Source organism: Streptomyces sp. NPDC102406, assembly GCF_044765725.1.
In the GTDB taxonomy this organism is placed as follows: Bacteria; Actinomycetota; Actinomycetes; order Streptomycetales; family Streptomycetaceae; genus Streptomyces.
In genome coordinates, this window is record NZ_JBIWKP010000002.1 from 668730 (window position 1) to 694172 (window position 25443).

Sequence of the window (25443 nt, forward strand, 5' to 3'; positions counted from 1 at the left end):
GGATGCTCTGCCCCCATCTCAGGGGAGGAGCCAGTGATGACTCAGCGAACTCTGTCGCACCGACACCCGGCGGCCGTCGGGTTCTCGGTGCTCGCCGGCTGTCTGATGCTGCTGGTCGGCTCGTACCACGTGATCACGGGGATCGTCGGGATCGTCGACGACGAGTTCTTCGTGGTCACGCGCAACTACACCTACGAGTTCGACACCACGGCGTGGGGATGGATCCACCTGCTCTCGGGCCTCATCGTGGTGGCCGCGGCCCTGGGCGTGTTCGCGGGCAGCACCTGGGCGCGCGTCGTCGGCATGATCCTCGCCGGGGCGAGCGCCGTGGAGAGCTTCTTCTTCATCCCGTACTACCCCGTCTGGTCGATCATCATCATCGCCCTGGACGTCGTGGTGATCTGGGCTCTCGCGGTGTACGGCAAGGAGCCCGGGCAGGCCTGACGGGCGTGGGGCGCCGCGTTCAGGAGGCGAGATAGCGGGTCTTGGCCCGCTCGTACTCCTGATCCGTCAGGTCCCCCGCCCGCCGGAGCTCGGCGAGCTGCGCCAGCCGGTCCGTCCCGCCGTTCGCCGAGCCTCCGGCCGATTCGCGTACGTACGAACGGAACGCCGCGTCCCGTGCCTGCGCCTCGTGCCGATCCCTCTCGCCCATCGACTTGCCCCGCACGATGAGGTACACGAACACACCGATGAACGGGAGCACGAGGACACAGATCAGCCAGCCCGCCTTCGCCCAGCCGCTGAGGTCGTGGCTGCGGAAGATGTCGGTGATCAGCCGGAACAGGAGCATGAGCCAGGCCACCCAGAGGAAGAACCAGAGCATGGTCAGGAACAGGTTCATCAGCGGATAGTCGTCCATCGTGTGCCTCCTCGGCAGTAGGTGAGAGGAACCGTCGTCCTCCGCTCCGCGCGCCGCGTCACCCCCACCGGGTGATGCTCCGGGGCCCCGCCGCGACGAGAGTCGGGGCACGGACCCGAAAGAGCGGGTGAGTCGAGAGAAGGGGGCCTCGCCATGGCCGGGACCACGTATCCCACCGCGCAGGAGCGGGCCGCCCGCGGCAAAGCGCTGCGTGGCCTCGTGCCGCGCTCGGCCCACGCGGAGTTCACACCGCGTCAGGGCCGTACGGATCCCGTGACCGTGCTCGACGCGCAGTCGGCGACGCGGCTGTCGGAGCTGGTGCCGCTGCGGTACGCGCGGATGCTGGAGTCACCCTTCCGGTTCTATCGCGGGGCCGCCGCGCTCATGGCCGGCGACCTGGCGAACACCCCGAGCACAGGGATCGACGTGCAGTTGTGCGGGGACGCCCATCTGCTCAACTTCCGGCTGCTCGGCTCCCCCGAGCGCCATCTGATGTTCGACATCAACGACTTCGACGAGACGCATCCCGGGCCCTGGGAGTGGGACGTCAAGCGACTGGCGGCGAGCCTGGCCATCGCCGGCCGCAGCAACGGTTTCAGCGACGCGCAGCGCTCCGCCGTGGTGCGGGGGGCGGTGGGCACCTACCGCGCGTGGATGCGCCGCTTCGCGGAGATGCGTCATCTCGACGTCTGGTACGCGAAGGTCGAGGCGGACGACCTCTACCGGCTGCTGAGCGACAGGGGGAACGCGGTCATCCGCAAGAGGGCGGGGCTCGCCCTGGCCAAGGCCCGCACCCGCGACCATCTGCACGCCTTCGAGAAGCTCACGCACATGGTCAAGGGCGAGCGCAGGATCACCGCCGATCCGCCGCTGGTCGTGCCCGTCGACGACCTCATGCCCGGGGTGGAACGCGATCAGGTCGAGGAGCAGATCAGGGGGCTGATCGAGCGGTACGGCCGGAGTCTGCCCTCGGACCGGCGGGCCCTGCTGGAGCAGTTCCACCTCGTGGACATGGCCCGCAAGGTCGTCGGGGTCGGCAGCGTGGGCACCCGCTGCTGGATCATCCTCATGCTCGGCCGCGACGAACAGGACCCGCTGCTCCTCCAGGCCAAGGAGGCAGGTCCCTCCGTCCTCGCGGAGCACACTGACGCGAGCCGGTACGAGAACCAGGGGGAGCGGGTCGTCGCGGGCCAGCGGCTGATGCAGGCCACCAGCGACATCATGCTCGGCTGGGAGCGGGCCGAGGGCATCGACGGCCGTCAACGGGACTTCTACGTACGCCAGTTGCACGACTGGAAGGGCATCGCCGTCACCGACACGATGCGACCGCGCGGCATGCGCCTCTTCGCCCAGTTGTGCGGCGCCACCCTGGCCAGGGCCCACGCCCGCTCGGGGGACCGCATCGCCATCGCCGGCTATCTCGGTGGCGGTGACGCCTTCGACCGCGCCGTCGCCCGTTTCGCCGAGACGTACGCGGACCAGAACGAGGCCGACTTCCGCGCCCTCGGTGAGGCGTCCCGCGCCGGCCGGGTCCGCGCGGACGCCTCCTGACGCGGCGCCGCCCAGCGGTCGAAGGGCGGCCGTCCGGCCAACAGGTACCCGAGGGCGATGCCCAGCGTGACCACGACGAAGAGGGCGATGAGCCAGGAGAGCATGGTGAACACCGAGCCGATGGGGCCGTAGCGGCGGATGCTCTCGTTCAGGGCGTGCGGCAGGTAGAGCCGGGACACCGCGTCGCAGACGGCGATACCGCCTCCGGTGAGCAGGGCTCCGGGGAGCAGCGGCCCCCACGGCACGCGTTTGCGCAGCAGAAGGTGCTGGGTCCACCACCACATGAGGACGGTCGCGGCCAGCGAGAGGGGGTAGCCGAGCAGCGGCCCCGCCCCGAAGCCGTCCCGGCAGGCACCGTGGAAGAGCAGTGAGGCGAGCCAGCCGAACAGCCAGACCAGCCACCGCCACACGGCGGGCCCGCCGAGCGCGGGCGGCAGGTGCCAGGCGCGTTCGCACAGGCGCTGGAGGCTGCGGCTGACGGCGGTGGCCGAGACCAGCGTCATGAGGATGCTGAACGCTCCCCACGACTCGTGCGGTGGCTGCTCACCGGTCGTGAACTGCCGTGTCTGGTCCGCCGAGACACCCGAGAGGCCGAAGATCGCCCGCAGTGAGGAGAACAGTTCCTCGCGCACGACCGGCGGCCCGAAGGACACCATGACGAACAGCACGGGCAGAGCGGCCAGGAAGACCTGGGCGGCGAGCCGCGTCGCCGTGTCGAGGACGTTGACCCGCATGAGCTGCGCCGCCACCTGACGCACCCCGCCGGACCGCCGCGCCACCGAGGCCCGCAGCTCCGCCGTCGCGGCCCGGATCCGCGCGCGTGTCCCCTCCGCCGCGGGCTCCGGTTCGCCGTCCGGCAGCCTCTCCGTCACCTCGTGCCCCAGTCGTAGAGCACGGCGGTGCGCACGACCAGGTCCTGGAGCGAGGCGTTCCGTCGGCTCAGGACCACCCAGCAGAGCCCGATCGGCAGGAGCACGCACAGCACGGCGCGCAGCAGTGCCCGTCCGGTGGTCAGGGGGTCCCCGGAGGCGCGGACCACGCGCAGGCCGGCGCACTGCTTGCCCGGTGTCCGGCCCGCCACCGTCCAGCATCCGGTGAGATATCCGACGGCGATCAGGGGTGCCGCGGCGGCGCCGACCGGCCGCGGCGGGCTCGGGAGCGTGAACGGGGCGCCGGTGAGCACGTAGTCGCCCACCGCGTACAGGAGGAGGGCGGCCCCGCAGAACGCGCTGACGAGCCCGAGGTCGATCACGTCGGCGACGGTCCGGGAGACGATCCCCGCTCGCCGGCCCTGGGCGGTGAGCGCCCGGCTCACGGCTCCTCCGGCCGCCGGGGCGGTCCCGTCGTGTCCCGTGCGGTGGACCGGAACATGACCCGGTCGGCGATCCGGCTGACGAACCGGTCCGCGCCGACGCCCCGGTCCCGGAACGCGTCCACGGTCTCGACCGCCATGGTGCCGCTGGACTCCCGGACGATCCCGGCGAAGTCGATCTCGTCGAGGACGCGCCGCACCAGATCGGCGAGGTCGAGGCGGGCGATGACCGCTTCGAGGTCGGCGCGCGCCACCACCGCGTTCACGTCGAGGCGGGCGGCGACCCGGTCGAGGTCGATGCGTTCGGCGACGCGTCCGACATCCACGCGCCGCGCGATCCGGTCGACATCGATGCGATCGGCCGCGCCGTCCAGGTCGATCTGGTCCAGTACGCCCGCCGCCACTTCCCGGACGGTGGCCCTGAGGAGCCGCGTGGCCAGTTCCCGGTTGTACTCCTGCTCCGCCGCCCCTTGCTCGGCCCAGCCCTCCAGCAGGCGCCGCGCGGAGAGGAACGGTTCGAGCCGTGTCACGGGGCGCGCGGCGAACGCGACGAGCGTGCCCGCCGTGGAGCCGGCGCGCCGGGCGGCGAGGCTGAGCGCCACCGTGGCGCCGGACAGCAGGCGGAGCGACGAGGAGGGCCGCTCGGGCACCGCGCCGGCGGTGGCGTCCGGCGGGTCGAGCAGGCGTCGCAGACCGGACCCGGTCAGTCCCAGGAGGCCGAGCACCGCCCGCAGCGCCCGCTCCGACAGGTCGTCCGTCTCTTGCGCTCCGAGTGCACCCATCCGCGAACCCGCCTCCTCCGGCCATCACACCGTGGAGCAGATTCCGGCCGGGTGCCCTCACCCGTGGGAGGTGATCCTGCGGGGGCGGTGCCCGGTGGTCACACGCCGCGGCGGGTGCGGCGTACGCATTCGTTGACCACGTCCCGCAGGGAGCCCGCACGGGCCAGGGTCTCGCGCTGGATGCGGGCGCCGGTGCCGTCGCGCAGCAGCCGCGACAGGCGGTCGCGGGCCTCGTCGTAGTCGCCGGCGTCCTCCAGGGCGGGCCGGACGTGCGCGAAGAGGGACTCCACGGCTTCCTGGGCCGGGACGGGGCGCAGGTGGACGGGGCTCACGAGCTGCTCCTCCAGGCCGGAGCGGCCCGCGCGCCAACCGGCGAGACGGAGCAGGGCCACGGGGACCTCGGCGGGGGGTTCGCCGGCCCGCCACTGCCGGGCCGCCGTCTCGACCAGGCCGCGTACCAGCATGGCGAGGAGCACCGTCATGGACGGCTCCAGGCAGACGTCGGCGACCCGTACCTCGACGGTCGGGTGGTTGGCGGAGAGCCGGGCGTCGAAGTAGATCATGCCGTCGTCCCGCAGGGCGCCCGTCGCGACCATGGCGCGGACCTGCTCGTGGTACGCGTCGGCGTCGTCGAAGACCTCCACCGGTCCGGCGGACGGCCAGCGCCCCCAGACCCGGCTGCGGTAGCTGTTGTAGGCGGAGTCCTTGCCCTGCCAGAACGGCGAGTTGGCGCTCAGGGCGAGCAGGACCGACAGCCAGGGCCGGATGCGGTTGAGCACGGCCACGCCTTCTTCGTCGGACTCGACGTGGACGTGTACGTGGCAGCCGCAGGTGAGCTGTTCGAGCGTGGTGAGACCGAAGTTCTCCTCCAGCCACTGATAGCGGGCTCCGGTGCCCACGGTGGGGCTCACCGGGAGCGGGGAGGTGGCCAGTGCGGCGATCGCGGCGCCGAGCGTCTCGGCGTGCCGGGCCGCCTCCTCGCGCCATTGGACGATCTCCTGGGCGAGCTTCGACATGTCCTTGTGCGGGCTGGTGGCGAACTCCAGTTGCTGACGGTGGAGCTCCGCCTCGAAGGCGTCGTCCTCGTCCTTGTCCTCACGCGCGGCCATCGCCAGCACAGCGTGGGACAGTGCCCGCGCCTCGCCGCTCTCGTTGTCGACGAGAAGCAGTTCCTCTTCCACTCCCACACTGCGCATGCGTACCGTCCTGATGAAGTAGAGGGCTTGGTCCGCTGGGCCGCGTACCCACTTGCGAGCCGTTGTAGCAGGTGAGTGGGGACGCGCCGGTCAGGAGGCGGCCGACACCGGTGAGTCGGTGCGGTCGGCGACCGAGCCCCGCGTCGCGCTCCTCGGGACGGGCTCGTCCTTGCGCAGCGCTGTCCAGACCTTGTGCGACGCCTTGTCGAGCGGCAGGACCCGGCCCGAGTCCTCGGCGTCGTAGGTGACGGGCAGGGTGAGCATGTCGGTGTGGGCGGGGCTGATGCCCTTGAGGTCCTTGCCCAGGCCGAGGAGCTTGTCGGTGGAGGCCAGGCCCGAGTCCGCGCTGATGGTCCTGGTGGCGGTGTCGGCCAGGTCGTAGGCCTTGGCGGGGTGGCTGAGCGGGTCCACGGTGTCGGCCCGGTGGATCAGCGCCTTGACGAAGGCCTGCTGGAGCTGGATGCGGCCGAGGTCACTGCCGTCGGCCACGCCGTGCCGGGTGCGGACGAGCTCCAGAGCCTGCTTGCCGCCCAGCGTGTGCCGGCCCTTGGTGAGGGAGAGGCCGCTGGCCGGATCGTCGATGCTCTCGCGGGTGGTGATGTCCACGCCGCCGAGTTCGTCGATGAGCTTCTGGAAGCCCTTGAAGTCGACCTCGAGGTAGTGGTCCATCCGCAGGCCGGACATCTGCTCGACCGTCTTGACGGTGCAGGCCGGTCCGCCGACCTCGTAGGAGGAGTTGAACATGGCCTGGTGCGCGGCCGGCGCGGTGGTGCCGTGGTCCGTCGCGCACCGGGGTCGTTCGACCATCGTGTCGCGCGGGATGCTGACGACCGACGCCTTCTTGTGGGTCTTGTCGACGTGCAGCACCATCGCCGTGTCGGCGCGGGCGCCCGCGACGCCGGTGCCGTACTGTCCGTGGGTTCCCGCCCGGGAGTCGGACCCGAGCAGGAGGATGTTCATCGAGCCGTCGTGCTGGTGGCCGGGCCGGTCGTCGCCGAGTGCGGCGTCCACGTCCGTGCCCCGGATGTTGCCGTCGAGGTGCTGCCAGGCGTACGCCGTGGAGCCCGCGCCGACCAGGGCCAGGCCCAGGGCGCCCCATGCGGCGTACCGGAGGGCCCTGCTCCGCGGTGTGCGCCGCGCGCGGCGCACTCGTGCCGGTCCGTAGGGGGGCACCGCCGAGCCGTCGGCGGGGTGTGCCCGGTGCTCGTCTCCGCTCTCGTGCGGCATGCGTCGCCCTTCGTCGTCGGCCGGTGGCTCAGTACGCCGAGTTCACGTTGTCGATCGAGCCGTAGCGGTGGGCGGCGTAGTTGGCGGCCGCGGTGATGTTGGCGACCGGGTCCGTGAGGCTGTCGGCGGTGCCCGCGACGTGGAAGCGGTCGAAGGTCGGCTGGATGACCTGGAGCAGACCCTTGGAGGGGATGCCGTTGCGGGCGTTGATGTCCCAGTTGTTCTGGGCGTTCGGGTTACCGGAGGACTCCCGCATGATGTTGCGGTGCAGGCCCTCGTAGGAACCGGGGATGCCCTTGGCCTTCATGATGGCGAGGGACTCGCGGATCCAGCCGTCGAGGTTGTCGGGGTAGCTCGGGGCGGTCTTGGTGCTCTTGGCGGGCTTGACGCTCTTGACGTCCTTCGCGGCCGGGGCGGAGACCGTCTTGGTCTGGGTGGTCGCCGCGGCCGGCTCGGTCGCCTGGGCCGTCGTGGGGACCAGCGTGAGCGCCGCGGCCACGGCACCGGCGGTGGCTATGCCGGAGAGGGAGACCTTGCGGAGGGCGGTGCGGGCGGGGCTGGTCTGCGCGAGGGCGATCGACATGCGGGGTTTCTCCAATGGGGACGGGGAGTCGGTCGGCACGGGCTCGGCGACCGGAACGTCTGCAACAGTGAGCGACGCCAGGACAGACTGGCAAGAATGTGACGTACTACCGCATTACGGAGATACGCCCGGACAAAGCGGGCATAAGTGGCCCCGATCCGCGTCCCGTCCCGCACCGGGACGGCCCCGGCACTACTAAAGGCATTCGCATGTGACGTGGCTCCTATGGGTGGGCTCACTGCCACGGGCGTTTTTCGGGCATCCCGGACACCTTCCGGGCGCCTCTCGGAGACCCCCCGGACACCCCCGGGCACAGCGGAAGGCCCGGTCCACATGGACCGGGCCTTCCGAGGGGGTGCGCTGTGGGTGTGTCGTCGGGGTCAACCGGTGAAGCGGTCGGGGTCGGGGCCGGTCCGCTCGTCGCGGTTCAGCGCGGAGATCTGGCCCATGGCGCCCTCGTCGAGCGCGAAGTCGAAGACGTCGAAGTTCTGCTCGATCCGCTTCCGGGTCGCCGATTTGGGGAAGACGATGTCGCCGCGCTGGAGGTGCCAGCGCAGCACCACCTGGGCCGGTGTCCTGCCCGCCGCCCGCGCGACGCGCTCGACGGCCGGGTCGTCGAGCACCTTGCCCCGGGCGATGGGCGACCAGGCCTCGGTGGCGATACCGCGCTCGGTGCCGAAGGCCCTGACGTCGTCCTGGGTGAGATAGGGGTGCACCTCGATCTGGTTGACCGCGGGCACCACGTCGCTGCCCTGCGACAACCGGCGCAGGTGGTGGGGCTGGAAGTTGGAGACGCCGATGGCCTTCACCCGGCCGGAGCGGTAGATCTCCTCCAGGGCCTTCCACGTCTCCACGAAGTCGCCCCTGCCGGGCAGCGGCCAGTGGATGAGGAAGAGGTCCAGGTAGTCGAGGCCCAGCTCCCGCATGGTGGTGTCGAACGCCCGGAGGGCGTCGTCGCGGGCATGCGCATGGTTGTCGAGCTTGCTCGTCACGAAGAGGTCGGCGCGGTCGATACCGCAGTCGCGGACCGCCTGGCCGACCCCCTTCTCGTTGCCGTACATCTCGGCCGTGTCGATGTGCCGGTAGCCGGTCTCCAGCGCCACGAGCGTCGTCTCGCGGGTCTCCTCCGGCGGGATCTGATAGGTGCCGAAGCCGAGCTGCGGGATGCGCACTCCGTTGTTGAGGGTCAGGGCGGGGACTGCGGTCACAGGGGGTCTCCTCCTTCGATGGGTGCGGTCAGCGGTGGGTGCGGGCTCAGATGTCGCCGTCCCGCACCCAGCCCGACGGGTCGGCGAGGACGTCGTCCGAGATCTTCGGCAGCGAGCGTTCCGTGCCGAAGGCGCGGGCGCGCAGCCGTGACAGCGCCTCTTCGGCCGTGATGTCCAGCTCCACGACGAGCGCGCCGACGGCCGCGTGGGTCGGGCCCCAGTAGGAGTCCAGGATGTCCTCGGGCTCCCACAACGGCAGGCCGCCCTGTTCGACCGTCGCCTGGTAGGTGTTCAGCAGGGCCCGGCCGGCGGCGCGGGTGGCGATGACGCCCTTCTGGATGAGGTCGGGGTCCGGCGCCATCGCCTCGTGACGGAGCACGTCGATCGCGCCGAGCGTGCGTCCCTCGTCGATGCGCAGTGGGAAGGCGTAGACGGCGCCCACGTCGGCGAGCTGTTCCTGTGCGCAGGACCCGAAGACGGGCCATTGCGTCACGTCCGCGTGCAGGTCGTTCACGATCACCTTGTCGCCCGTCCGCGCGGCCGTGACGCAGGGGCCCTCACCCACTCCGAATTGCAGCCTCTCCAGGCGCAGGGCCGCGTCACTGGTCGCCCACAGGAGCTGACGGTGCGGGGTGTCGGTGAACAGGGAGAGCGTGGCGGCATCCATGGACACGCTCTTTCGAACCGCTTCGCACAGCCGCCGGGGCAGCCGGGCCGCGTCGCCCTCGGCGGCCCTCAGCACGGACTGCTCGATGGCGAAACGATCCACCATGGATTCCCACCGGCCTCTCTCATGTCGTTCGGACCCGCCGGGTGTCCCTTCGGACGCCGGGCAAACCGGGCACGACCACGAGCGACCTGTGTCTTTCCACCGCGGGGCGGCCGGGCCCGGACGCGGGCAAGAGGGCCCCGGATCGGCGCATCGCCGGTCCGGGGCCCTCGCCCGCGTGGTTCTCCGTGTACGACTTTCTACGCGTACGGCCCTCTGCGTGTACGGCCTTCTCCGTGTACGGCCTTCTGCGTGTACGGCCTTTTCAGCTCCGGCCGAACGGGCTGTGCTCAAGTTCTCGCAGGAGTTCGGCCGTGTCCGCGTAGACCACCTCCGCGCCCGCCTTCTCCAGTTCCGCCCGGCTCACGCCGCCGCTGAGGACGCCGACGGGGACGACGCCCGCGCGCCGGGCCGCCCGCATGTCCCAGACCGAGTCACCGACGAAGACGCTGTCCTTCGACTCCGCGCCGACGAGCTCCAGCGCGTGCAGCACCGGCTCGGCGGCCGGTTTCCCCTCGTCGACGTCGTCGGAGCTGGCGGTGGCGTCGATCGCGTCGTCCGCGTCGACGGCCGCGCGCAGCGCCGTCAGCTCGGAGCCCTCCGCCGAGGTCGCGAGGACCACCTTCCACCCGTCGCCGTGCAGCCGTCTCAGCAGGTCGGCAGCGCCCTCGACGGGAACGAGGCGTTCGAAATAGGTGGCGTAGAGCGCCTTGTGCGCGGCGCTGAGAGACGCGTCCTGCTCGCGGTCCCGTTCCTTGCCGAGCAGATGTTCCAGCAGGTCGGACGAGCCGAGGCCGATGGCGCCCAGGACCGACACCATCGGTACCCGGTGTCCTGCCTGCCGCAACGCCTCCCACCAGCACACGGTGTGCAGATGATTGGTGTCGACGAGTGTGCCGTCCACGTCGAGGACGGCTGCGCGTGCGCTCATGGCGGCTCCTTCCAGGGTGGGGCGGGGCGGGGGGTCAGGCGCTGAGCGCCTTGCCGATCTCTCCCACGAAGTCGTCGAGGTCCTTGGGCGTACGCGACGTGATGAGCGTGTAGCCGGCCGCGGGGCAGGTCTTCACCGATTCGTCCACCCACGTGGCCCCGGCGTTGCGGATGTCGGTTCGCAGGGACGTGTAGGAGGTCAGGGTCTTGTCCTTCACCACGTCCGCCTCCACGAGGAGCCAGGGGCCGTGGCAGATGGCGGCCACCGTGCGGCCGGAGGCGGCGAACGCCTTGGCGGTCGCGACCGCCTTCTCGTCGAGCCGCAGCGTGTCCGCGTTGAGGGTGCCGCCGGGGAGCAGGAGCAGGTCGTACGCGTCCGCGTCCACCGCGTCGATCGTGGTGTCGACCTGCACCGTCTCGCCGGGGTCCTTGTCCCCCACCAGGGTCTGCACCGGGTCCGTGGACTGGGCGGCGACGGTCACCTCGGCGCCCCGCTCCCGCAGCTTCTTGAGCGGGACAAGGAGTTCGTCCTGCTCCACGCCGTAGTTCGTGACGAGTGCCAGGACACGACGACCGTCGAGCTGGGTGTCAGCCATGATGATGCGCCTTTCTCTCGTTCTTCTCTGGCTTGCCCACTGGACTGGGTGCTCCGTACAGCGTGGGTCATTCCTACTGATTTCGCCCGGGTGGGAGCGGCAGCCGCAGCGCGCTCCTGCCCTGGCGCCACCGCGACAGCAGCCGCTCGGCCAGGCGGTCCTCCAGGAACCCGGTCGCGGTGACGCCGAAGGCCACGTCGGCGTCGAGATCGGGTTCGGCGCTCAGCAGGCCGCCGACCACCTCCCGGCGCACGATCTGCTCGTGCACGGCGTCGGCCTCGACGTGCTCGTCGTAGAACCGCTGGGCCGCCTTTCCCGCGCCGAGGCGTCGCAGCGCCTCCGCGAGGCGGCGGGAGCCGGGCGAGGAGGTGATCTCGACGGCGGCGAAGTGTCCGACGAGGGCGCCGCGCAGGCTGCGGTGCAGACCGAACAACGACATCAGGTTGACCGTGGCGAGCGCCTGCGCGGGGGCGGCGTCGAGGTAGTGGCCGTACGCCGTCTCGAGGCCGAGGTCCTCCATCAGCTCCGCGAACAGCCCGGCGTGGATGTCCTCGGTGCGGCCCGCGCCGAACTCGTCGTACTCGATGGCCACCATGGCCGCCTTCGCCCGGCCGTGCAGCCGGGGGATGACCCAGGCGTGCGGGTCCGCCTCCTTGAGGTGGTACAGCGAGCGCAGCGCGGCGTACTCGCGGAACTGCCACAGCTCGCCGTCGCGTCGCAGATGGTGGCTGACGCCGGTGGCGTCGAACCCGGCGGGCTCCACCAGGAGGCCCGCCAGTGTCTGCTCCGCGTCGGCCTCCGGTGCCGCGTCGGCGCGCAGGGCGTCGAGGAAGCGCCGCTCCAGGGTGCGCCGCAGGTGCAGCAGCCGCGGCTCCCACTCCCACTCCTCGTCGACGTCGCGGAAGCCCTGGTAGTGCAGTTCGTAGAGCACGTACAGCGCCAGTTGCAGGTCGCGGCCGTACGGGTCGGCGGACTCGGCGCCCTCCTGCGCGGGCACGAACACCTCGTCCGGCAGTGCGTCGCGCCGCAGCGCGCCGACGACCGAACCCGACAGGCGCCCGCAGGGCGCGGGCAGGTCGGGCCGCAGGCGCCGCGGCTCCGTCGTCACGGTCACGTGTCACCCCTTTCCTTCTCGCGGCTGCGTTTTCGGTGGCTCGTGTCGCACCAGGGGAACGTTCGGCTGCGGCGGCATGTGCAGATGGCCACTTGGAAGCGCCGGGACACGTGTGTCGTGCCGTCGCCGTCGGTCACCTCGACCGGTCCCTCGATGAGCAGGGGTCCTTCGCGGTCGACCGTGACGCGGCGCGGGCGTCCGGCGGGGTCAGTCGAGTTCGGCACGGATGACCACCAGCTCTTCATGCGTCGCGTCGATGTCGAGGAGTCCCTGGTCGCACAGCCAACCGCGGCGTGCCCGCAGCACGGGCCCGAACGGCACGTACGCCTTGTCGATGACGGCCGCGCTCATGCCGAGGTCGGTGAGCCGGCGCAGGCTCGCGGACGCGTCGCACAGGGCGGAGTGCACCATCAGCAGGGTGCCGCCTGGCCGCAGCGCCCGCGGTGCGGCGTCGCAGACGCGGTCGACCACGGTGCGGCCGTCGAGCCCGCCGTCCCAGGCCCGGGCGGGCCCGCGGCGCGGGAGGCAGGGGGACGGGGCGGGCACGTAGGGCGGGTTGCTGACGACCAGGTCGAAGGAGCCGGGCGGGAATGCCGAGCCCAGGTCGCCGTGGCGGACGGTGACCGGCGCCCCGTTGATGCGGGCATTGAGGCGGGCCGTCCACACGGCCCGCCACGACAGGTCCACGGCCGTCACGCGGGCGCCGAGCCGCGCGGCGGAGACGGCCAGCGCCCCCGTGCCCGTACCCAGATCCAGTACGTCGGTCCGCTCGTCCAAGCGCTCCTCGCTCAGCGCCCGGAGCAGCAGATCGGTGTCGTGCTGCGGCGCGTACACGCCGGGCGGGGCCAGGAGTCGCGGGCCTCGCTGCGGCTGATGAGGCTGTCTGGGCCGGGCGTGTGTCGTCATGCGGGCCTCACCCTGCTGTAGTTCCGGTTCGGGACGGGAACGCCTGCCCTTCCACCCTCCGCCGGGCCGCCGGCGCCGACCACTTGGGGCATCACGCATCGTGAGCGGCGGGCGAGCAGGGGGTGACAGGAGTTCGCTCCCGGGACGAAGTGCCCGCGAAGGCCGCTCGTACACCCGCCGAGGCGGGGAGGCGGCCCCCGGCCCGCTCGCGGTCACGGCTTCAGGAGCGTCTTCACCATGCCGTCCTTCTTGGCCTGGAAGGTCGCGTAGGCCGCCGGGCCCTCGGACAGCGGCAGGTGGTGCGTGGCGAATCCGTCGACGCCCAGCGGGTCGTCGTCGGTGAGGTGCGGGAGGATGTCGTTCACCCAGCGCCACACGTTGGCCTGTCCCATGCGCACCTGGAGCTGCTTGTCGAACATGGTGAGCAGCGGCATCGGGCTGGCCGCGCCGCCGTAGACGCCGCTGATGGACAGGGTGCCGCCGCGGCGCACCACGTCGATCCCGGCGAGGAGGGCGCCGAGCCGGTCGACGCCCGCCTTCTCCATCAGCGTCCGCCCGAGCTTGTCGGGGAGGAGGCCGGTGGCCCACTGGGCGGCCTGCGCGACCGGTGCTCCGTGCGCTTCGAGGCCGACCGCGTCGATCACGGCGTCCGTGCCGCGGCCCTGGGTGAGGTCGCGCACGGCGTCGCCGAGGTCCTTGCTGTGCTCACGCAGGTCGAGGGTGGTGAAGCCGTTCCGCCTGGCGCGCTCCAGGCGGTCGTCGACGAGGTCCACACCGATGACCAGTTCCGCGCCGCGCAGCCGGGCGATCCGCGCCGCCATGTCACCGATGGGGCCGAGGCCGAGGACGGTGACGCTGCCGCCCGGGGGGATGTCGGCGTACTCCACCGCCTGCCAGGCGGTGGGCAGCACGTCGGAGAGGTAGACGAAGCGGTCGTCCGACGGGCCGTGGGGCACCTTGATGGGCAGCGTGTTGCCGAAGGGGACCCGCAGGAACTCGGCCTGCCCGCCGGGCACCTGCCCGTACAGCTTGGTGTAGCCGAACAGGGAGCCTCCGCTGCCCATGGACCGCACCTGCGTGGTCTCGCACTGCGAGTGCAGGCCGCGGCTGCACATCCAGCAGGTGTTGCAGGAGACGTTGAACGGGATGACCACGCGGTCGCCGACGGCCACGTCGGTGACCTCGGGGCCGATCTCCGCGACGACGCCCATCGTCTCGTGGCCGAGGATGTCGCCCGGGTCGAGGAACGGGCCGAGGACCTCGTACAGGTGCAGGTCGGAGCCGCAGATACCGGTCGACGTAACCTGGACGACGATGTCGTCGGGCTTCTCGATACGGGGGTCGGGGACCTCCTCGATCCGTACGTCGCGCTTTCCTTGCCATGTCAGTGCGCGCATGCCGCGCCTCCCAGCGTTCGTTGCGTGCGAGTCGGTTTTCTCGGGGCGGTCCGCTTGTGCGGGGCCCCTTCCAGGGGCTCACACTGTGCGGCGCCTCGCCATGTGACCGCCGACGGCGGAGACCGACCCGCGTACCCGGGGCAGGGAGGGTTGATGCGCGCCCGCGCAGGTCGGGGCGGAGGACATCTGGGTGCGGGGGCGGTCGGGGTGGGTCACGCTGGGAGGAGAGCGCGGGGCCGGCGCCCGCGTTCCGCGTCCGTGGGGACCCGCGGGCCGACCGACCCGGACGAGGACCAGGAGACCCGCATGACCGACACCTCCGGCGACCACCCGGTCACCGTGACCCTCAGCGACTGCTCGGACGACGACGCCCGCCGCGTGCTGGCGTATCTCACCGAGGGGTTCCCCGACCGCTCCCCCGCCCAGGACACGCCCGGCGCCGACAGCACCCGCGTCACGGTCTGGACGGCCGAGCTCGACGTGGCCGCCGGTGCGGGGTCCGCGTCCCGGCCGGACGGTGCCCGGGGCCGCGACGGTATCGACGGCCCGGTGTCCCTGACGGCCCAGGGCGCGCCGCACGACGTGACGACGGTGCGGGCGGCGCTCGCGGAGGCGTACGGCGTGCGGGACGTCGGCTCGGTCTCCGGGGACCAGGAGCGGGAGAGCCAGTTCCTGCTCACGCCGCGCTGACCTCAGGCGTCGGCGGTGTCCCGCAGGACGTCGCAGGTGTGCTGGAACTCCTCCATCAGCCGGGTGGCCTCGACGACGAGGACGCCGTACGGGCGGGAGGCGTCCGCCAGGGGCAGCCGGTGTTCCCGGGCGGCGTCCAGGACCGCCTGGAGCGCCTTCTGCGCCACGGCGGCCTGCTCACTCATCTCCTCGGCCTGCGCGGTGAGGGTGTCGCTGTCGATCTCCGCGACGACATGGGCGATGTCCCGCAGCCGCAGGGCGAAGTCGCTGTACGCCTCGAAGGCCGGGGCGTAGGTGTAGGTGTTCTCCGTCTCGCGCCACCGGCCGAGACTGCGGGTCAGTGAGGCGAGCTGGTAGACCGCGCGTTCCAGGGCACCGAGGACCTGGCGGTAGCGGTCGAAGGCCAGGTGGTGGCGGTGGGCGGGGAGCAGGCGCCGGGGGTTGAACGGCAGGCTGTTCTCCGCGGTGCGCAGTCCGATCCTGGCCTGGTCGACCGCGGCCTGTCCTCGTTCGCCCGCCGCGCGCCACCGTTCGGCGCGCTCGTCGCCGACGTCGCCGCTGCGCAGGCCGTCCGCCATGTCGTCCAGCAGCGTCTCCATCTCGGCGGCGAGGACCCGCAGGCCCTCTTCGGCGCTGCGGTAGCGCAGCGGGGGCGCGACGACCAGGTTCACCAGCAGTCCGATGCCGCAGCCGATGAGGACGAGGAGCACGATCTGCCCCAGTTGCATGGCTCTGTCGACGTTGGTGGTGGCCGTCGAGTAGACGGAGAAGGCGAAGAACGCCGCTGTGGCGACCTGGGGGCCCTGGTCGCCGAGCGCGGGTGACTGGCTCAGGGTCAGGGCGATGAGGGCGACGACGACGAAGGCGAACAGATCGGGGCCCGCGGCGAAGCCGATCGCCGCCTGCACGGCCACGCCGACGACGACGGCGGCGACGTAGCGGAGGGTCTGCCACAGCGATCTGTGGATGGTGACGTTCATCGTGAGCACCGCGGAGAACGGTGCGAACGCCGGTGAACCGGCGTGGACGAGATCGTGGGCGACCCACCAGGAGAGGGTCGCCGCCAGTCCGCTCTTGCCGATCCGGAGGACTGTCTGGCGCTCATGTCCTGACGTGTGCCAGGCCCGGGCCACCCATTCCCTGCCGTTCTCCAACCGACCTGCCACGCGCGTTCTCTGTCCTCTCCGTGCTCCGGTCCCGGATCAGGGAGGTCATGGACCGGAGCACAACACGTAACCACAACAAGTGGGTTGAAACAGAGAGGAATCGCATAGCGGGGTGGATGCGAAGGGGGGTGGGACGGGGGCGATCAGTCGGTGGCCATCAGGCCGGCGCGGAGCTTGCCCACGACCCGGCTGATCAGCCGGGAGACGTGCATCTGGGAGCAGCCCAGCTCGTCGGCGATCTGCTGCTGGGTCCGCTCCTCGACGAAGCGCAGGTGCAGGAGCCTGCGGTCCCGCTCGTCGAGGTCCGCGATCAGCGGGGCGAGCGAGTGGAAGTTCTCGACCAGTTCGAAGGAGTGCTCGTCGACGCCGATGAAGTCGGCGAGCATCGTGTCGGAGTCCTCGTCCTGGCCGTTGACCGCCGCGTCGAGGGAGACGGCGTTGTAGCCGTTGGACGCCATCTGCGCCTGGGCGACCTCGGCGGGTTCGAGCTGCATCAGCTCGGCCAGCTCCGCCGTGGAGGGCGAACGTCCGAGCCGGGACCGCAGCTCCTCGGTGGCCCTGGACAGTTCGAGGCGGGCCTCCTGGAGGCGGCGCGGCACGTGCACGGCCCAGGAGGTGTCACGGAAGAAGCGCTTGATCTCGCCCGTGATGTAGGGGACGGCGAAGGAGGTGAACTCGACCTCGCGCGTCAGCTCGAACCGGTCGATCGCCTTGATCAGGCCGATGGTTCCGACCTGGACGATGTCCTCCATTTCCTGCTGACCGCGGTGCTTGAAGCGGGACGCGGCGTACTGCACGAGGGAGAGATTCATCTCGATCAGCACATTGCGCACGTAGCTGTACTCGGGCGTGCCCTCCTCCAACTGCGTGAGCCGGTCGAAGAAGTGCCGGCCGACCTCGCGCGCGTCCTTCGGCGCGATGGACGACGGGTCCGTGTATGCGCGCTCGACCAGGTCCTCCGTGCCGCGGGTGGCCTGGGTCCGTTCCTGCGTCGCCGTCACGGTGATCATTGAGTCCCGCTCCTCGTGTTTCGAGCTTCGCCTGCATTCCCCGTCGTGCGGCGCCTACCCGGGAACCGGCCACGCACACCTGACCGAGCGGTGAGCGCGCTCGCCCCGCGGCCCCCTCGGGGTGGGGCTGGCGACCGACAGCGTCTGCTGACCGCCGACGGGAAGGCGCGCACACGATCGTCGTGTGCGCGCCGGTGGGGTCGGGTCAGGGGTGTCAGCTCAGCGGCGTCACCCGGATGTCGCGGAACCGCACCTTGTTGCCGTGGTCCTGGAGCCGGATCGCCCCGGCCGCCGGTCCTTCGGGCGCGCCCGCGCCGGTGGGACCGTCGATCGCGACGTCGTCATGCACCTTCTTGCCGTTCCACACCACGCTCACCCGCGCGTCGGCGGTCTTCTTGCCGCTCTCGTCGAAGCGCGCCGCGCGGAAGGTGATGTCGTACGTCTGCCAGGTCTCCGGCGCCGTCGACGCGTTGCTGTCCGGTGCCTTCTTCAGGTAGATCGCCCCGGCCTCGTTCGTGTCGGGGGTCAGGTCGCCGTACGAGTCGAGGATCTGCAGTTCGTAGCGGTCCTGGAGGTAGATCCCGCTGTTGCCGCGGTCCTGTCCTGTCACGTCGTCCGGGAGGAGCGGCACGCGGAACTCCGCGTGCAGCGTGAAGTCCTGGTAGGCGTCCTTGGTGCGGATGTCGCCGCAGCACACCTCCATCGACCGTTCCGCGGTCAGCGGCCATCCCACGCCGCGCCCGTCCGTGTGCTGCCACTGCGCCTGGGAGGCGGCCGTGCCGTCGAAGAGCGTGGCCGGAGCGCCGTGCGGCCGGACGGTGATGAGGTCGAGGTTGACGTGGCCCGCGTCGCCGGTGTCGAAGCGGTAGGCGAGCGTGTTCCTCCCCGCGCGCAGGGTGACGCGTTCGGTCTTCGTCGACCAGGTGTCCCAGGTGCCGGTCGAGGCGAGCGAGGTCTGTCTCAGCTTCTGTCCATTGGCGTACAGGGAGAGGGACTTGGTGCCCTCGTAGGGGTTGGGGCCGTTGGAGTAGCGCAGGTTCACGTCGTAGTCGCCCGCTTCGGGGACCGTCACGTCGAAGGTCGTGGCGGCTTTGCCCTCGGTGGCGTAGCGGTCGACGAAGCCGCTTCCCGAGTAGCCGGTGTGGTCGCGGTTGATGCCGGCCGTGCCGGTCAGGCGCGCCTCCTCGGCCTCGTACAGCGTGGCGGCCGGGGGTTGCGCGCCGGGCAGTTCGTTGAGGGTGTACCAGGCCTCCGTGGACCAGAGCGTCTCACCGGACGCCGAGGCGAAGGGGCGCGGCGAGCGGAGGTGCACGACACGGCCCGGCTTGAGGCCGTCGAGCCGCAGCTTCACCGTGCGTCCGCCGTCGGCGAGGGTCGCCGAGCGCACGGCGAGCCGTTCCTCGGCGATCTTCGGACCGCCGTAGTCGCTGGTCGGCGTGTAACGCCACTGCTCGGCGGTGTAGCGCTCGGCCAGGTCAGCGGCCGTCTCCGGCGACAGCGGCTGGGTGTACTCCAGGTCGAAACCGCCGGGGACGGCGCGCATCTCCTTGATGTCGAAGGTGTTGCCGCCGTTCGGCGTCAGTTTCTGGAGGCCGAAGCGGAGCTTGCCTTCCTGGCCCCAGTTGCCGTCGGCGCCGAGCCCGCCCGCGTAGATCGCGCCGTCGGGGCCCATGGTGATCCGGTTGACCCCGGCTTCGAGTCCCTGCGTGTAGCGGAAGACAGCGCCCTGGTACTGGCCCTTCACCTTCTCCAGGTAGCCGCGCTGGAGTCCGCCGTAGGTGACGTCGCCGAAGAGCACCTGGCCCGCGAACCGCCCCTCGGTCAGGTACAGGGGCGTGCTCGGGGAGTTGGCTATCTCGTTCTGCGGCAGCCAGAGCACCGGCTGGGTGACGGGCTTGTCGTCGAAGGGGCCGGACGGCTCGGTGTAATGGTTGAAGAAGCGGTCCTGTCTGATCTGGACGAGCTTGGAGGCGGGCAGCCAGCCGCCCTGGTTGTCGGTGGTGAGGAGGGAGCCCTCCGGGCCCCAGCCGATCCCGTTCGGGGTGCGCAGGCCGCCCGCGACGGCCTGGATCTTCCCCGTCTTCCTGTTGATCTTGTACGTGGTGCCGCGGCCCGGCGCGGGCTGCGGGGTGGTGGTCGCGCCGCCGTAGTTGATGGCGACGGACAGGTTCACGTAGAAGAAGCCGTCGCGGTGGAGGAGCCCGAAGGCGAACTCGTGGAAGTTGCCGCCGTACGGCCAGGTGGCGACGGTGCGGTAGGTGTCGGTCACGAAGTCCTTGTTCGTGTCGACGAGTTGGGTCAGTTCGTGCTTCTGCGAGACGTAGAGGGACCCGTCGACGTACTTGATGCCCATGGGTTCGCGCAGACCGCTCGCGATCTTCGTGACGCCGACCTTGGTGCGGTCGGTGTTCCCGGTGACGTGGTCGAGGAGGTACACCTCGCCCGCCACGTTCTCGGAGCCGCCCCACGTGCTGAGCGCGAGGCGTCCGTCGGGCAGCCAGTCCATGCCGGTGACCTGCGGCTCGAAGCCGTCGGGGCGCAGGTCGGTCAGGTCGAGGTCGGGGCGTACGCCGGTCAGCGGCAGTCCGTCGCCGGGGCTGTCCGTGCCCGCCTCGCACTCCTTGCGGCCGGGCGCCGTGACACGGACGACCCCGGCGTCGGTGGTCAGCGACTCGCGCGGTACGACGCCGAAGTCGGCGGCGCCCGGCGGCTTCCAGGCGAGTGTGAGCTGCTGACCGCCGCCCGCCTCGAAGTAGTCGACGCGGAACGGGTGGGAACCGGCGGTGAGCTGGATGGCGCCGTCCTTCGGTTCGGCGCCGTGCAGCCCGTCGTGGTCGATGACCTCGCGGTCGTCGATGGTGAGCCGGGAGCCGTCGTCGCTGGTGAGGCGGAAGGTGTACGTGCCCTCGCTCGGGACGACGAGGTAGCCGGAGGCCTGGGCCGTGAAGTTGTCGGCGAACCCGCCGAAGTCGTCGGTCGTGGACCAGTCCACGGTCCGCATCAGCTTGTCGTGGTTGGGCGTCTGGCCGGGTTTGAGCGTGCACAGCTTGCTGAGCGGGACCTGGGTGTCGAAGACGCGCAGGGTGACACCGGGTTCCTGGGGCGGGATGTCGTCGGGGGCGGCGACGGTCGGGGGCGCGATCCAGACGCCTCCGGCGAGGAAGCCTCCGACGAGCAGGGTGGTGAGGCGTCTTCGGGCGTGGCGGAACAGCCGTGGATGCATCGGTCCTCCAGGACGGGACCGGAGGCCGCCGGATCGCACTCCGGTCGAGCGATACGTCCGCGCGGGTGCGCGGAACGCGGGACTCCTACGGTTGCGCCGTCACGCTAGGGGACTTCTGCTGAGCCCGTCCACACTTTGTCATCGACGAGTTCAAAGTCCGTCACCGCATGCCGGGCGCGAGCGGGGGAAGTTGTCGTCCCTGCGCCGGACCACGGGCGCGCCGAGCATGAGGAGGACCAGGTGAAGGCGATCAAGGGCAGGGCCAACGCCCGTAGGGCGGCGAACAGTTCGGTCGTCGACACCGGGGCGCGCTGGGGCCTGGCCGCGCGCGGGGTGCTCTATCTGTTGATCGGGTTGCTGGCGCTGCGCGTCGCGTTCAGCAGCGAGGACAAGGAAGCCGACAGCAGCGGCGCCATACGTGAACTGGCGCAGCAGCCGTTCGGCAAGATCCTGGTGTGGGCCGTCGGGATCGGCCTGGTGGGCATGGCGTTGTGGCGGCTCACCGAGGCCCTGTTCGGCTCCGCGGGCCCCGACGGCGACAAGCCGGGCAAGCGAGTGCTGTCGGCCGGGCGGTGCGTCTTCTACGGGTTCATGGCCTACTCCGTGCTGTCGTTCGCCGCCTCCGCCCGCAAGAGTCAGGGCAGCGACGCCAAGTCGCAGGACGTCACCGCCCGGGTCCTCGATCTCCCGGCGGGCCGCTGGCTGCTCGGGATCGCGGGCCTGGTCGTCATAGGCATCGGCATCGGGGTCGGCGTGCGGGCGGCGATGCGCAAGTACCACAAGCACCTCAAGAAGGCGCAGATGTCGCGGCAGGTGCGCCGGACGGTCGACGTGCTGGGCGTCAGCGGTGGCGTGGCGCGCGGGCTGATCTACGCGGGCGCCGGGGTGTTCGTGCTCATCGCCGCCGCGCAGTACGACGCCGACGAGGCCAAGGGGGTGGACGGCACCCTGCGCGCCTTCGCCGGTACTCCGGCGGGGCCGTGGCTGCTCGCGTCGATCGCGCTCGGGCTGGTGCTCTTCGGCCTGTTCTCGTTCGCGCTCGCCCGGTACCGCCGGGTCTGAGCACCGCGCCGGCTCCCTCGCGGACCGGGGCGGACGGGCGCGAGGGGCCGCTCTCGACATTGGTACTTACCGGTCAGTACGATCGCGCGGCAGTCGTCCCCGCACCCGCCCCACGGAGGCCCTTTTGCCCCGCGTCCGTTCCCCCCACCTCCTCGCCGGGCTGCTCGCCGGTGCCGGGGTCGCTCATTTCCTGGCGCCGAAGCAGTTCGACGCGATCGTGCCGCGCGCGCTGCCCGGCTCACCGCGCGCCTGGACGTACGCCAGTGGCGCGATGGAGCTGGCACTGGCGGCCGGGGTCGCCCTGCCGCACACGCGGGAGCGGGCGGCGACGGTCACCGCCGCGTTCTTCGTCGCCGTCGCACCGGCCAACGTGAAGATGGCCCTGGACTGGCGCGATCGTCCGGCTCCGCTGCGGCGCGCGGCCAGGGCCCGGGTCCCGCTCCAGGTGCCGCTGGTGCTGTGGGCGCGGAAGGTGGCCCGCGACGCGGGGTGAGCACGGCCCCTCAGGCCCCGTCGTCCGCGAGTTCCTTCCCCGGCAGTGGCACGAACTCCCGCAGCAGGTCGGTCAGCGCGCGGGCCGCGGCGCTCGGCGCGCGGCCCGCCGGTGCCGCCAGGGAGAGCGGCCAGTGCAGGTCGGCGCCGGTCACCGGGAGCACGGCGAGCCCGTGGGTGGTCGGGGCGAGGAAGCGGGGCAGCAGCGCGACCCCGAGGCCCGCGCGCACATAGTCCGCACTGGTGGCGATGTCGGTGATCTCGATGGTGACGTGGCGCGCCACCCCGGCCGCCGCGAAGGCCCGGTCGGCGACGGCCCGGTTGCCGTAGCCGACCGGGCAGTCGATGAAACGCAGCCCGGACAGTTCGCCGATCCCCACGTCGGCGCGCCCCGCGAACGGATGGTCCGGCGGCACGACCAGGTACAGCGTGGAGCCGGTCAGCGGCAGCAGCTCGACCCCGGCCGGGCGCGGCCCCGGCAGCGACACGAAGGCGAGGTCGAGGCGGCCCTCGGTGAGCGCCGCGAGATGTCCCCGCGAGCCGGTGGGCGCGACGCCGATCTGTACCTGCACCCCGGGGTGGCGGCGGTGGAACTCACCGAGCAGCGCGGGCAGGTCGATCAGCCGGATCGAGGTCAGTGTGCCCAGGCGCAGGGTGCCGCGCAATGCGCCGCGCACCTCGGCGACCGCGTCCGCCGCGTCCCGGGCCGCGTCCAGGGCGATCCGCGCCTTGGGCAGCAGCGCGCGGCCCGCGTCGGTCAGCAGCACCCGCTTGGAGTTGCGGTCGAGCAGCCGCGCGTCCAGCTCGCGCTCCAGCGCCTTCACGGCCGCGGAGACCGCGGACTGGACGATGTGCAGGCGGGCCGCCGCGCGCGTGAAGTTCTGTTCCTCGGCGACGGCGACGAAGTACTCGAGATGCCGGAGTTCCACCGCTGAACTATCGCATGTACAGATGGTTGCCAGCTCGAAGATTCGTTGGACGCGATCGTCATGGCGGCGCACAGTGGGGTTCCGTCGGGCCACCGAACAGGAGCGATGCCATGATCACGTCGATGCCCTCACCCACCCGTCCCACCGCACCGGACGACCTGTCGCCCGTGGCCCACGGCTCCGCCCGCCACGGCGTCGGCTTCTGGGCGGTCGCCTCCGCGTTCCTGGTCGCCATGGCCTTCTCGACCGTGCCCACCCCGCTCTACCCGCTGTACGAGGCCCGGGACAGCTTCTCCACGTTCATGGTCACGGTGGTCTTCGCCGTCTACGCCGTGGGCGTCATGGTCAGTCTCGTGCTCGCCGGACACGTCTCCGACTGGGTGGGACGCCGGAGGATCCTCGTGGCCGCGCTCGCCCTGGAACTCGTCGCGGCCGTGCTCTTCCTGACCACCGCGGCGCTGCCCATGCTGCTCGTGGCCCGCCTCGTCACCGGCCTCGGGGTCGGCATGCTGACCGCGACGGCCACCGCGCACCTGCACGAACTGCACGCCGCGCACCGGCCCGGCGCCTCGGCGCAGCGGTTCGAGGTGGTCTCGACCGCGGCCAACATCGGGGGCCTCGGGCTCGGCCCGCTGGTCGCGGGGTTCCTCGCCCAGTACGCCGGGGCACCGCTGCGCATCCCCTACGCCGTCTTCGCGGTGCTGCTCGTGACGGTCATGGCGGCCCTCGCTTTCGCCCCGGAGACGGTGGCGGAGCAGCCGGTCCGGCCGCGGTACCGGCCGCAGCGGGTCAGCGCCGACCACGGGGACCGTGCCGGGTACATCGCCGCCGCCGCGGCGGCCTTCGCCTCCTTCGCCGTGTTCGGTCTGTTCACGTCGATCGCCGCCGGTTTCGTCGGGCGCACCCTCGGCCACCCCTCCCGGGCCCTCGCGGGCGTCATCGTGTTCGCGGTGTTCGGCGGCGCGGCGCTCGCCCAGACGCTGACGCGGCGGCTGACGACCCGCGCCAGGGCGACCGCGGGCCTGCTCGCGGAGGGCGCCGGTTTCCTCACCCTCGTGGTCGGCATGCACACCACGAACCTCGCCGCGTTCCTCTCCGGCGGTGTCGTCGCGGGCGTCGGGGCGGGCCTGCTGTTCAAGGCGGCGGTGGGCGGCGTCGTCGCGATGGCGGCGCCCGCGCGCCGCAGCGAGGCCCTCGCGAGCCTGTTCCTCATCGCCTACCTGGGGCTGAGCGTTCCGGCGGTCGCCATCGGTGTGGCCACCCTGTCGGTCTCCGCCACCACCGCGATGACCTGGTTCGCGGGGCTGCTCCTGCTGCTCCTCTCCCTCGTGGCCGTGCTGGACCGCCGCTCCAAGCACGGTCGTTGAGGGCTCTCCCCCGCAGCAGGGCGAGCGCTCAGGTGGACGCGCGGATCACGAGTTCGGGCTCGAAGATCAGGGAGGTCGGTTCCGTGCGCTCGCCCTCGATGTGCTCCTGGAGGATGCGCGCCATGGCCATGGCCATCTCCTCCACCGGTTGCCGGACCGTGGTCAGCGGCGGGGTGCAGGTGATCGCGACGCTGGAGTCGTCGAACCCGACCACCGCGACGTCCTGCGGGATGCGCCGCCCCCGCTCCCTCAGCACCTGGCACACGCCTTGCGCCATCAGGTCGTTGGCCGCGAAGACACCGTCCAGGTGCGGGTGGTCGTCCAGCAGCCTGGCCATCGCGGCGGCGCCGCTGGCGAGGGTGAAGCCGCCCTCCGCGATGGGGACGTACGCCATCCCCGCCCGCTCCAGCGCCTCCCGGAACCCGGCGAGCCGCTGCTGACCGGCCGGCAGGTCGAGCGGCCCCGCCACCGTCGCGAGGCGGCGCCGGCCGCGCTCCAGGAGATGCTGCGCGGCCATCCTGCCCCCTTCGCCGTGGGCCAGGTCCACGTAGCTGACGGGAGCGGGCAGCGCGGGCCGCGCGAAGCACACGGTGGGCACCTGTTCCCGGGCCAGCAGGGGCGGCAGCGGGTCCTCCGCATGGGTGGAGACCACGAGCGCGCCGTCGGCCCTGCCCTCGCGCAGGTACGCCATGACCTCGTTCCGGGCCGCCTCGGACTCGGCGAACATCAGGACCGGATGCATGGAGCGCGTCCTGAGGAAGGCGACGACCCCGCTGACGACGCGGCCGAAGAACGGGTCGGCGAACACCCGCGCCGCGAAGGCGTTCTGGGCGCTCTCGCCCTCCTCGCCCGCGCCGGACACGACGAGGGCGATGGTCTCGGCCCGCCGGGTGACCAGGGCACGCGCCGCCCTGTTGGGGGTGTAGCCGGTGCGCCTGATCGCGTCGCGCACGGTCTCGCGGATGGCGGGGTCCACGCTGGGGACCTCGTTGATCACCCGGGACACGGTCGCCCGCGAGACCCCCGCCTCCCGGGCGACATCCTCCAACGTCAGGGCCTGTCGTCGCATGCACG

Annotated in this window: 25 protein-coding genes and 1 pseudogene; 6 read left to right on the forward strand and 20 right to left on the reverse strand. The window is 71.7% G+C overall.

Annotated features, from left to right (window positions below; all coding sequences use genetic code 11):
- Positions 1-36: 36 nt before the first annotated feature.
- Entirely contained in the window at positions 37-444 is a 408-nt protein-coding gene (locus ACIRF8_RS11640) for a hypothetical protein (RefSeq protein ID WP_404213490.1), read from the forward strand.
- Between the two features lie 19 nt (positions 445-463).
- On the opposite strand, the gene ACIRF8_RS11645 is transcribed toward ACIRF8_RS11640, so the two are convergent.
- Entirely contained in the window at positions 464-859 is a 396-nt protein-coding gene (locus ACIRF8_RS11645) for a PLD nuclease N-terminal domain-containing protein (protein ID WP_404213492.1), read from the reverse strand.
- Positions 860-1012: 153 nt separating this feature from the next.
- Here ACIRF8_RS11645 and ACIRF8_RS11650 point away from each other — a divergent pair, with 153 nt between their 5' ends.
- A complete protein-coding gene (locus tag ACIRF8_RS11650) occupies positions 1013-2410 on the forward strand; it encodes a DUF2252 domain-containing protein (protein ID WP_404213494.1) in 1398 nt (465 codons plus the stop codon).
- Between the two features lie 50 nt (positions 2411-2460).
- Here ACIRF8_RS11650 and ACIRF8_RS11655 read toward each other — a convergent pair.
- The 14 genes and pseudogenes from ACIRF8_RS11655 to ACIRF8_RS11720 form a co-directional block, all read right to left on the reverse strand.
- Positions 2461-3144, reverse strand: a pseudogene (locus tag ACIRF8_RS11655) (YhjD/YihY/BrkB family envelope integrity protein); the annotation flags it as partial.
- A 134-nt stretch (positions 3145-3278) separates the two neighbouring features.
- Positions 3279-3725: an RDD family protein gene (locus tag ACIRF8_RS11660; RefSeq protein ID WP_404213496.1), complete on the reverse strand. Its 447-nt coding sequence runs from the start codon at positions 3723-3725 to the stop codon at positions 3279-3281.
- Entirely contained in the window at positions 3722-4504 is a 783-nt protein-coding gene (locus ACIRF8_RS11665) for a hypothetical protein (RefSeq protein ID WP_404213498.1), read from the reverse strand. Before ACIRF8_RS11665 ends, ACIRF8_RS11660 begins: the two co-directional genes overlap by 4 nt.
- A gap of 98 nt (positions 4505-4602) precedes the next feature.
- Positions 4603-5700 (reverse strand): glutamate--cysteine ligase, encoded by a 1098-nt coding sequence (locus ACIRF8_RS11670; RefSeq protein ID WP_404213500.1) that lies wholly within the window; start codon positions 5698-5700, stop codon positions 4603-4605.
- A 90-nt stretch (positions 5701-5790) separates the two neighbouring features.
- Positions 5791-6927, reverse strand: coding sequence for an LCP family protein (locus ACIRF8_RS11675; protein WP_404213503.1), 1137 nt, complete (start codon positions 6925-6927; stop codon positions 5791-5793).
- A 28-nt stretch (positions 6928-6955) separates the two neighbouring features.
- Positions 6956-7510 carry a transglycosylase SLT domain-containing protein gene (locus tag ACIRF8_RS11680; RefSeq protein WP_404213505.1) on the reverse strand — a complete coding sequence of 185 codons (555 nt, stop codon included), beginning with the start codon at positions 7508-7510 and terminating at the stop codon, positions 6956-6958.
- A 380-nt stretch (positions 7511-7890) separates the two neighbouring features.
- Positions 7891-8718, reverse strand: coding sequence for an aldo/keto reductase (locus ACIRF8_RS11685; RefSeq protein WP_404213507.1), 828 nt, complete (start codon positions 8716-8718; stop codon positions 7891-7893).
- A gap of 46 nt (positions 8719-8764) precedes the next feature.
- The gene (locus ACIRF8_RS11690) at positions 8765-9490 is read right to left on the reverse strand and encodes a GAF domain-containing protein (RefSeq protein WP_404213509.1); all 726 of its coding nucleotides are present in this window, start codon (positions 9488-9490) and stop codon (positions 8765-8767) included.
- Between the two features lie 262 nt (positions 9491-9752).
- On the reverse strand, positions 9753-10418 hold the full coding sequence (locus ACIRF8_RS11695; RefSeq protein ID WP_404213511.1) for an HAD family hydrolase: 666 nt from the start codon (positions 10416-10418) through the stop codon (positions 9753-9755).
- 34 nt (positions 10419-10452) lie between these two features.
- A complete protein-coding gene (locus ACIRF8_RS11700; protein WP_404213513.1) occupies positions 10453-11013 on the reverse strand; it encodes a type 1 glutamine amidotransferase domain-containing protein in 561 nt (186 codons plus the stop codon).
- A gap of 73 nt (positions 11014-11086) precedes the next feature.
- The gene (locus tag ACIRF8_RS11705; protein ID WP_404213515.1) at positions 11087-12127 is read right to left on the reverse strand and encodes an iron-containing redox enzyme family protein; all 1041 of its coding nucleotides are present in this window, start codon (positions 12125-12127) and stop codon (positions 11087-11089) included.
- Positions 12124-12372, reverse strand: a complete 249-nt coding sequence (locus ACIRF8_RS11710) for a CDGSH iron-sulfur domain-containing protein (RefSeq protein ID WP_404213517.1) — start codon at positions 12370-12372, stop codon at positions 12124-12126. Before ACIRF8_RS11710 ends, ACIRF8_RS11705 begins: the two co-directional genes overlap by 4 nt.
- Positions 12335-13033, reverse strand: a complete 699-nt coding sequence (locus tag ACIRF8_RS11715) for a HemK2/MTQ2 family protein methyltransferase (protein WP_404213519.1) — start codon at positions 13031-13033, stop codon at positions 12335-12337. The genes ACIRF8_RS11710 and ACIRF8_RS11715 overlap by 38 nt, the downstream gene beginning before the upstream one ends.
- 212 nt (positions 13034-13245) lie before the next feature.
- Positions 13246-14430: an alcohol dehydrogenase catalytic domain-containing protein gene (locus ACIRF8_RS11720; RefSeq protein ID WP_404213521.1), complete on the reverse strand. Its 1185-nt coding sequence runs from the start codon at positions 14428-14430 to the stop codon at positions 13246-13248.
- A 306-nt stretch (positions 14431-14736) separates the two neighbouring features.
- Here ACIRF8_RS11720 and ACIRF8_RS11725 point away from each other — a divergent pair, with 306 nt between their 5' ends.
- Positions 14737-15120, forward strand: coding sequence for a hypothetical protein (locus ACIRF8_RS11725; RefSeq protein WP_404213523.1), 384 nt, complete (start codon positions 14737-14739; stop codon positions 15118-15120).
- 2 nt (positions 15121-15122) lie between these two features.
- Here the strand turns inward: ACIRF8_RS11725 and ACIRF8_RS11730 are convergent, their stop codons facing one another.
- From ACIRF8_RS11730 to ACIRF8_RS11740, 3 genes are all read right to left on the reverse strand, one after another.
- A complete protein-coding gene (locus ACIRF8_RS11730; RefSeq protein WP_404213525.1) occupies positions 15123-16286 on the reverse strand; it encodes an aromatic acid exporter family protein in 1164 nt (387 codons plus the stop codon).
- Positions 16287-16429: 143 nt separating this feature from the next.
- A complete protein-coding gene (locus ACIRF8_RS11735) occupies positions 16430-17296 on the reverse strand; it encodes a SigB/SigF/SigG family RNA polymerase sigma factor (protein WP_404213527.1) in 867 nt (288 codons plus the stop codon).
- A 214-nt stretch (positions 17297-17510) separates the two neighbouring features.
- Complete coding sequence (locus ACIRF8_RS11740; RefSeq protein ID WP_404213529.1) at positions 17511-20519, reverse strand: family 16 glycoside hydrolase; 3009 nt, start codon at positions 20517-20519, stop codon at positions 17511-17513.
- A gap of 240 nt (positions 20520-20759) precedes the next feature.
- On the opposite strand from ACIRF8_RS11740, the gene ACIRF8_RS11745 reads away from it, so the two are divergent.
- Positions 20760-21581: a DUF1206 domain-containing protein gene (locus ACIRF8_RS11745; protein ID WP_404213531.1), complete on the forward strand. Its 822-nt coding sequence runs from the start codon at positions 20760-20762 to the stop codon at positions 21579-21581.
- A 124-nt stretch (positions 21582-21705) separates the two neighbouring features.
- Positions 21706-22074: a hypothetical protein gene (locus ACIRF8_RS11750; RefSeq protein WP_404213533.1), complete on the forward strand. Its 369-nt coding sequence runs from the start codon at positions 21706-21708 to the stop codon at positions 22072-22074.
- 10 nt (positions 22075-22084) lie between these two features.
- On the opposite strand, the gene ACIRF8_RS11755 is transcribed toward ACIRF8_RS11750, so the two are convergent.
- On the reverse strand, positions 22085-23002 hold the full coding sequence (locus tag ACIRF8_RS11755) for a LysR family transcriptional regulator (RefSeq protein WP_404213535.1): 918 nt from the start codon (positions 23000-23002) through the stop codon (positions 22085-22087).
- Positions 23003-23112: 110 nt separating this feature from the next.
- Here ACIRF8_RS11755 and ACIRF8_RS11760 point away from each other — a divergent pair, with 110 nt between their 5' ends.
- Positions 23113-24369 (forward strand): MFS transporter, encoded by a 1257-nt coding sequence (locus tag ACIRF8_RS11760; protein WP_404213536.1) that lies wholly within the window; start codon positions 23113-23115, stop codon positions 24367-24369.
- 28 nt (positions 24370-24397) lie between these two features.
- On the opposite strand, the gene ACIRF8_RS11765 is transcribed toward ACIRF8_RS11760, so the two are convergent.
- Entirely contained in the window at positions 24398-25438 is a 1041-nt protein-coding gene (locus ACIRF8_RS11765) for a LacI family DNA-binding transcriptional regulator (RefSeq protein ID WP_404213538.1), read from the reverse strand.
- Between the last annotated feature and the right edge of the window lie 5 nt (positions 25439-25443).